This is a genomic window from Streptococcus sp. k-378, assembly GCF_013277505.1.
Taxonomy (GTDB): Bacteria; Bacillota; Bacilli; order Lactobacillales; family Streptococcaceae; genus Streptococcus; species Streptococcus pseudopneumoniae.
Genome location: NZ_VMNC01000004.1, coordinates 1 through 7925, shown reverse-complemented (window position 1 = coordinate 7925; position 7925 = coordinate 1). Strand labels below are relative to the sequence as shown.

Annotated in this window: 9 protein-coding genes and 1 pseudogene; 1 reads left to right on the top strand and 9 read right to left on the bottom strand. The window is 43.2% G+C overall.

What is annotated here, in order from left to right; all coding sequences use genetic code 11:
• Nucleotides 1-23: 23 nt before the first annotated feature.
• From queF to sstT, 9 genes are all read right to left on the bottom strand, one after another.
• Nucleotides 24-515, bottom strand: a complete 492-nt coding sequence (gene queF, locus HT719_RS00410; protein ID WP_000082587.1) for a preQ(1) synthase — start codon at nucleotides 513-515, stop codon at nucleotides 24-26.
• 19 nt (nucleotides 516-534) lie between these two features.
• Nucleotides 535-1251, bottom strand: a complete 717-nt coding sequence (gene queE, locus HT719_RS00405; RefSeq protein ID WP_119946838.1) for a 7-carboxy-7-deazaguanine synthase QueE — start codon at nucleotides 1249-1251, stop codon at nucleotides 535-537.
• Nucleotides 1244-1687, bottom strand: coding sequence for a 6-carboxytetrahydropterin synthase QueD (queD, locus tag HT719_RS00400; RefSeq protein WP_000464575.1), 444 nt, complete (start codon nucleotides 1685-1687; stop codon nucleotides 1244-1246). The genes queE and queD overlap by 8 nt, the downstream gene beginning before the upstream one ends.
• Nucleotides 1687-2340, bottom strand: coding sequence for a 7-cyano-7-deazaguanine synthase QueC (gene queC, locus HT719_RS00395; protein WP_172927872.1), 654 nt, complete (start codon nucleotides 2338-2340; stop codon nucleotides 1687-1689). The genes queD and queC overlap by 1 nt, the downstream gene beginning before the upstream one ends.
• A 201-nt stretch (nucleotides 2341-2541) precedes the next feature.
• The gene (gene trxA / locus HT719_RS00390) at nucleotides 2542-2856 is read right to left on the bottom strand and encodes a thioredoxin (protein WP_001029581.1); all 315 of its coding nucleotides are present in this window, start codon (nucleotides 2854-2856) and stop codon (nucleotides 2542-2544) included.
• Between the two features lie 15 nt (nucleotides 2857-2871).
• Nucleotides 2872-3093, bottom strand: a complete 222-nt coding sequence (locus HT719_RS00385) for a DUF4649 family protein (protein WP_172927870.1) — start codon at nucleotides 3091-3093, stop codon at nucleotides 2872-2874.
• A gap of 97 nt (nucleotides 3094-3190) precedes the next feature.
• On the bottom strand, nucleotides 3191-3571 hold the full coding sequence (locus HT719_RS00380; protein WP_000221629.1) for a MarR family transcriptional regulator: 381 nt from the start codon (nucleotides 3569-3571) through the stop codon (nucleotides 3191-3193).
• Nucleotides 3572-3697: 126 nt separating this feature from the next.
• Nucleotides 3698-4666 (bottom strand): aromatic acid exporter family protein, encoded by a 969-nt coding sequence (locus tag HT719_RS00375; protein WP_172927868.1) that lies wholly within the window; start codon nucleotides 4664-4666, stop codon nucleotides 3698-3700.
• Nucleotides 4667-4733: 67 nt separating this feature from the next.
• Nucleotides 4734-5939: a serine/threonine transporter SstT gene (gene sstT / locus HT719_RS00370; RefSeq protein ID WP_172921604.1), complete on the bottom strand. Its 1206-nt coding sequence runs from the start codon at nucleotides 5937-5939 to the stop codon at nucleotides 4734-4736.
• A 596-nt stretch (nucleotides 5940-6535) separates the two neighbouring features.
• Here sstT and ltrA point away from each other — a divergent pair.
• Nucleotides 6536-7812, top strand: a pseudogene (gene ltrA, locus HT719_RS00365) (group II intron reverse transcriptase/maturase).
• The last annotated feature ends 113 nt before the right edge of the window (nucleotides 7813-7925 follow it).

Sequence of the window (7925 nt, the reverse complement as noted above, 5' to 3'; positions counted from 1 at the left end):
TTTGATTTTCATTGAGTATGAGTTTAGCGGTTGTCAATTTTCTCTGGATAAAGGTCGTGTTGGAAGAGGCGTTGTTCTGCCAAGCCTTCATACTTAGTTCCTGGCTTACCGTAATTGTAGTAGGGGTCAATTGAGATGCCACCGCGTGGAGTGAATTTTCCCCAAACCTCCAAATAGCGAGGGTCTAGCAAGTTGACCAAGTCTTTCCCGATGGTGTTGATACAGTTTTCGTGGAAATCTCCGTGGTTTCGGTAGCTAAAGAGGTAGAGTTTGAGGGATTTTGACTCAACACAGAGCTTGTCAGGAATGTAGGAAATATAGATAGTTGCAAAGTCTGGCTGAGCAGTGATTGGGCAAAGTGAGGTAAATTCAGGACAGTTGAATTTGATAAAATAGTCATTTTCCACATGACGGTTGTCAAAGGATTCCAGGACTTCTGGTTGATATTCGAAAATGTAGTTGGTTTCTTTGTTGCCTAGTAGGCTTAGGTTTTTCATTTCTTCTTGTTGTGACATGATTTTTTTCTTTCTAATTTTAAACACCACGTTGGTTATCGTAGAGGAGGGTATGGAGTTGAGGAAGGACGCGGACATTGCCCCAGCTATCGTCGGCAGCGACGCGTTCCCAGAGTTCTTTGAGCCGGTCCAGTTGGTCTTGGACAATATTTCCTGTAGCCTTGGGTTCAGGATTTCCTGCAGATAAGAAAAGAACATCTGGTTGGTAGCGTTCTTGAATGCCTTTGGCAAAGGCCAAATCTGCATCGTCAAAGACAGGAATTTTAAAGGTGACCTTGTCTGGTTCCAGTTGGGAAACGATAAAGTCCAAGGTCTCAAAGTTGACTTCCATCTTGGATGAAGGAGGTTTGGGACTCAGAGTGACCTGGTCGATGTCTTTTAACCAATTTTGCCAGCGAGAGCCTTGAGTTTCAACAGCCAGAGTAACACCACGTTCCTTGAGTTTGGTGACCAGCTCAGCCATGTTGGCTGCTAGGATAGCAGGATTTCCCCCAGATAGGGTTACATAGTCGTAGCTCCCTAATTTATCCAAGGCAGCAATGACCTCGTCAGCAGTCATACGAGTTGGCTTTTCAGAGCCATCCCATGTAAAGGCAGAATCGCACCAGTCGCAGTGGTAGTCGCAACCAGCAGTGCGGACAAACATGGTTTTCTGCCCGATTGCACGGCCTTCGCCTTGAAAGGTTGGGCCAAAAATTTCTAGAACTGGTAGTTTGAGGACACGTTCCCTAGTCATCTAACCACTCCCGTCTAAACTCTGCAAAGGCAGTCGGAGTCTCATAGAGGCGAACGTATTCCAAACGGAGACCGCGCTCGTCTGGCAACTCTTGACTCATAGTTTGAAAAATCCAGTAAACCATATTTTCAGCAGTCGTGTTCATATAGGGAAGAGTTTCGTTTAGATAGCGATGATCTAGGTGGGGCTCTAAGTAGTTCTTGTAGATAGCTTTGATGTCTCCGAAATCGTAGGTCATGCCACGTTCATCTAAAAATCCACTGACAGCAATCTGCAGATGATAGGTGTGGCCGTGCAGGGATTTGCATTTTCCCTCATAGTGAAAGAGGTGGTGGGCAGCATCAAAGGTAAATTCTTTTGATACTAAGGTTCTGTGAGGATTGTAGACCAGAGACTCCCCGGTTTCCTGTTTGATTTCTTTGGGTGCAAAAAACATTAGTCCTCTCCTTTCTGTGAGAGATAAACATCTAAACCATGTTGACGTAGGTGGCAGGCTGGGCAATCTCCACAGCCACTTCCAATAATCCCGTTGTAGCAGGTTAAGGTCTTTTCACGAACATAGTAAAAGGCACCGAGTTGGTCGACTAACTCCCAAGTTTCAGCCTTGTCTAGCCACATGAGAGGTGTTTTGATAACGAAGTCGTAATCCATGGCAAGGTTGAGGGTAACATTGAGGGATTTGACAAAGATATCTCGACAATCAGGGTAGCCTGAAAAATCTGTCTCGCAGACACCTGTCACGATGTCTTTAATGCCACGTTGCTTAGCAAGGACTGCCGCAAAGGATAGAAAGAGGTGGTTGCGACCGTCAACGAAGGTATTGGGGACCTCTCCCTCTTTTTGCTCAATCTCTAGATCAGAGGTCAGGGCATTTTCAGTGATTTGTCCCAGTAGCGACATATCTAAGATGTGATGACGAATGCCTTGTTCCTTAGCGATTTCTTGGGCAACTTGAATTTCGAGATGATGACGCTGACCATAGGCAAAGGTGACGGCTTCGACCGTTTCATAGTGTTCTTTAGCCCAAAAGAGGCAGGTTGTAGAATCTTGACCGCCACTAAAGACGACCAAGGCTGATTGACGTTTCATAGTACTCCTTCCAAAATGGGAAATGTTCAGAGCACGCAAAAAGCTCCCTTGAGGGAGCTAAAAAATACCAAGTTAAGGTTTTTTTTAGCGATGGCATGTCCCAAACATCGTAATATTCTACTTACAGTCTAGCATATTTTTTGAAAAATGGCAAAGGGCAAGAAAAAAGAGACCAAAGTAAGTACTTGGTCTCTAGTGTGATTAACTCAATTCAGCAACGATGGCCTTGATTTGTTCTGCTGTGTGAACACCAGCAACTTGTTTGACAACTTGGCCGTCTTTTTTGAAGAGAAGAGTTGGAATAGACATGATTCCAAAAGCACGAGCTGTGTTTGGATTTTCATCAACGTCCATTTTAACGATTTTCAAGACATCTTCTGAAAGTTCTTCAGACAATTTGTCCAAGATTGGACCTTGCATACGACATGGACCACACCAAGTTGCCCAGAAGTCTACTAAGACCAAACCGTCTTTTGTTTCTTGTTCGAATGTTGCATCTGTAATTGCTTTTGCCATTGTATTTCTCCTTTTTTAGTTATATTGGCTTAAATCTTGTTTCTTGAGATAGAAGAAGATATCTCCATAAGTCCCATGGTAGTCCAAATCATGACCCTTGTAAGTTAATTTTTGGACAGGGTAGTAGTCTGCGACGCCGATAATGCAAGCTTGTTGCGAACGATCAAAATCTTCATAAGATTCGAAAGTCACAGTTCTTTCGTTCTTACTGGCGTCTAGATAAGTAATTTCGATCATATAAAACTCCTTTGTTTAATCTTGACTTTATTTTACTCCTTGTAAAAGAGAATGTCAATAAAAATGATTGCGCACGCAACTTTTTTCTAAAATCATCTTAAATCAAGAAATCCAAACCTGCTTCCAAGCTTTCTTCGACAGCCTTTTGTAGCGAGGCCAGTGTCTTTTGCCCATCATTTGTCAGGCAGATAAAACTAGAGCGTCTATCTTGATGGCAGCACATGCGACTGAGTAGACCGCAATTTTTAGCTTCCAAGCGAGCCACCATCCTAGAAACTGCGCTCGGGCTCAGATGAAGCTTATCTGGCAGGTCAATCTGGCGTAGAGATTTTTCTTGGGCCAAGTCCAGATAGTAGAGCAGGTAGAACTCTTTCAAGGTCAGACTTTGCTCGCTCTGTTGGGCAATGGTCTCTTCCAGGAGACTTTCAATTTCTTTCTGACGCCGATTGAAGTCAAACCATTTTTCCAAATAGGTCATAGTGTCTCCTTTCTTTTTAGGGTCATAAATAGAAGAAAGTCCATTAACGGGCAGTCTCTGCGTCACAAGATGATTGCGCATGCAATAATTATACTACTTTTCAAGAATGCTGGCAAGTTCTGTTTTTTAGTGGTTTTCTTTTTTACTGTCCATATTTTTGTAAAAATCAACTTTTACTTGGATGAAGGTTTTGGCTTCACGTAGGAGTTGAAGAAGGGTAGCGCGGGTTTCAAATTCGTCTCTTGTCTTGGGTAGACTGCGGTTACGGAAGACTTCCAGATAGCGTTCGATTTCATCTAGCAAATCAGAAGCAGGATTGGTCTGGCTCAGTTGACCTGCAATTTTTGAAAAGAGTTGCGCTAAAATTAGGCTTTCACTGGCAGCTAGGTGACAGGTGTTGATTTGCTGGGCCATATTTCGCAGGATGCGACTTTGTCGCTGTCTCATCTCAAAGTAGTGGATATGGTAGTCCGTCTGGTGAAAGAGGTGGTCAGAGTGATCCAAATAGACCAGTTTGAGGGCTTCTTCCAAAAGGGTGTCTAATTCTTCTACCAGCTGTGCTCGGTTGCGTCCGTCTCCTCTGGATAAATAGTATTTGAAGCGCTGGAGGATATCTTTTAACTGTTCTTCTACCAGCGTGTGGTAGTGCTGGATTTCCTCTTCTCGTGAAGGCATGTAGAGGTTGACTAGTAAAGCAAATCCTGTACCGATAGCAAAGAGAAGGAATTCATTGACTAGAAGATCTGGAGAGGTGGACTCTTGTACCAAGAGATGGCTAACCAAAACAGTGCTTGGTGTGATGCCAATTTCCCAGCCCATCTTGTAGGCTAGAGGAACGTATATAGCAAGATAGAGGCCAAGACTCCAGATATGAAATCCGCTCAAGTGAAAAGCCAAAACGCCAATAGCAAGAGCTAGGAGCATGGAAAAGAGTCGATTGCGAGCCAGTTTTAAGGTACTTCTACGCGTATCAGATAGGCTCAAGAGAGCGATAATTCCAGCCGAAACTGCTGAAGAAAGATTGAGAAAATAAGCAAGAAAACAGGCAAGACAGGTAGCTAAGATGAGCTTGGTCGTACGTTGACTAATAGACATAAGAATTTCCTGATAAGTTAGAATAAAAGCGTAAAAGACAAGACCTGAGCAGGCTTGCCTTTATGAGTTATTTTTTACGGGCTGCTGTGTATTCGGCAACGGCAGTAAAGAGGACGTCTGTAGAAGAGTTAAGGGCTGTTTCACATGAGTCTTGGATGACCCCAATCACAAATCCAACCCCAACAACTTGCATGGCAATATCGTTAGAAATACCGAAAAGGCTACAAGCAACTGGGATAAGAAGGAGGGAACCTCCCGCAATACCAGAAGCACCGCAGGCTGAGATAGCTGCTACCACACTGAGGACAAAGGCTGTGGCAAAGTCAACAGGGATTCCAAGAGTGTTTACCGCAGCAAGGGTCAAAACGTTAATGGTAATCGCTGCTCCAGCCATGTTGATAGTAGAGCCAAGTGGGATAGAAACAGAATAGGTATCTGGGTTGAGTCCAAGGTCATGGCAGAGTTTCATGTTGACAGGAATGTTAGCCGCAGAACTACGAGTGAAGAAGGCTGTCACACCGCTGACACGGAGGCAGTTCCAAACTAGAGGGTAAGGGTTGCGTCTCATAAAGAAGAAGGCAATCAAAGGGTTGACCACAAGGGCAACAAAAAGCATAGTCGTTACTAATAGAACCAATAAAATACCGTAGTTGGCAAGGCTTCCGATTCCCTTGTCAGAAATGGTTTTAAAAACAAGACCAAGGATTCCAAATGGAGCCAGATTGATGATCCATTCGACAATTTTAGAAGTCACGTCAGCGATAGTTTTTAGTAATTCTTTACTATTTTTGCTGGCCTCTCTCATAGCAATTCCAAAAATGACTGCCCAAGATAAGATTCCAATATAGTTAGCAGTAAGCAGGGCGTTGACTGGATTGTCAACCGGTTTGAGCAAGAGGTTGCTGAGGACCTGTCCAATCCCATCTGGTGGAGCAATATCGGTATTAGCACTATTTAGGGTGATTTCAATAGGGACGATGAAACTTGCTAGTACAGCTACAAGAGCAGCGGCAAAAGTTCCTAGGATATACAAGAAAACAACAGTTTTCATATTGCTATCTTGTCCCTTTTGATGTTGGGAAAGGGCATTAGCAACGAGAGCAAAGACTAGGATAGGAGCAACAGCTTTTAGACCTCCAACGAATAAATCCCCGAGTAGCCCAATTTCTGAGAGATTAGGAAGGGTCAGTCCTAGAATTCCCCCACAAAGCATACCAATCAAGATACGCTTGACAAGGCTTGCCTTGTTCCAAGCATGAATGATTCTTTTCATAATAATCTCCTTTCTGTGTAGTGATTATGATTATAGTATAAACGATAGACAAAATCAAGAATTTTCTGTCTATTTTTTGAAGTACGACGGGCATGTCGTGCATCTGAGGTGTAAGTCCTCCGTGGGCACCCGCTACCGGTGAACCCAATAGCGATTCCCAAGCCTGACTATCGTGAGGTAGCGGGGAGAGGAAGGGATAGCGAAATCGTGGCTCTACGAACAGGAACGTGATAGTAAGGCGTATATAGCGGATAAGGGGGCTTCAAACTCTAAAGTCCAAAAAGGTAGTCGTAACCTATATGCGTAAATCACGAGAGTAAACGAGGAAAGATGTACGACTTATCCCGTGAGGTCTCATGAGCGCTGAATGCGTAGTAACAACGAATCATGAGAAGTCAGCCGAACCCATAGTAGTGAGGAAACTTCTGTAATGGAAGTGGAGCGAAGGGGTGAACAACTAATTGAAGTAATCCTACTTCACTTGTGTCTGTAAAACGAACGGTCTGATAGAACTGGAGTCTGTCACGTATTGACTAGATGAAGGCTCACCAATATAAGATGTCCCTCAGGCACCAAAACAAGAAAGGAATACGCACATGTCAAAATTGCTAGATAAGATATTATCACGCGAAAATATGCTGGAAGCCTACAATCAAGTAAAATCCAATAAAGGCTCAGCTGGGATTGATGGAATGACTATAGAAGAGATGGATAATTATCTCAGACAAAACTGGCGCTTGACTAAGGAACTGATAAAACAGAGAAAATATAAGCCTCAACCAGTTCTTAGAGTTGAGATTCCTAAACCAAACGGAGGCATCCGTCAACTAGGAATTCCAACAGTTATGGATAGAATGATTCAACAGGCCATTGTCCAAGTCATGAGCCCCATTTGTGAACCCCATTTCTCAGATACGAGTTATGGTTTCAGACCAAATAGGTCATGTGAAAAAGCCATCATAAAGCTCTTAGAGTACTTAAATGACGGCTATGAGTGGATAGTGGATATAGACCTAGAGAAATTTTTCGATAGGGTTCCTCAAGATAGATTGATGTCCTTAGTACATAATATTATCGAAGACGGAGATAGGGAATCCTTGATTCGTAAGTATCTTCATTCAGGTGTTATCATTAACGGTCAGCGTCATAAAACGCTAGTTGGTACACCACAGGGAGGAAATGTATCTCCTCTCTTATCCAATATCATGCTTAATGAATTGGACAAGGAATTAGAAAAGAGGGGACTTCGATTTGTGCGCTACGCAGATGATTGTGTGATGACGGTCGGAAGCGAGGCAGCCGCTAAGCGTGTGATGTATTCAGTTAGTCGTTTTATTGAGAAACGGCTAGGTTTGAAAGTAAATATGACCAAGACTAAGATTACCAGACCAAGAGAGCTGAAATACTTAGGTTTTGGGTTCTGGAAATCATCAGATGGTTGGAAAAGTCGTCCACATCAAGATAGTGTTCGGAGATTTAAGTTTAAATTGAAGAAACTAACACAGAGGAAATGGAGTATAGACCTAACAAGACGTATTGAGCAACTGAATTTGTCCATTCGAGGATGGATAAACTATTTCTCATTGGGAATATGAAAAGTATTGTCACCAGCATAGATGAGCGCTTGCGTACTCGCCTACGAGTGATTATCTGGAAGCAATGGAAGAAGAAATCGAGACGATTATGGGGATTGCTTAAGTTAGGAGTTCCTAAATGGATAGCAGATAAGGTATCTGGCTGGGGCGACCACTACCAATTAGTAGCTCAGAAGTCGGTACTTAAACGTGCTATATCAAAACCAGTCCTTGAAAAACGTGGACTGGTTTCGTGTTTGGATTATTACCTTGAACGACATGCGTTAAAAGTTAGTTGAACCGCCGTATGCCGAACGGCATGTACGGTGGTGTGAGAGGGGCTAGAGATTATCCCCTACTCGATTATTTATGGATAATGAGACTGATGAAAATATGGTATAATCCCGACTTT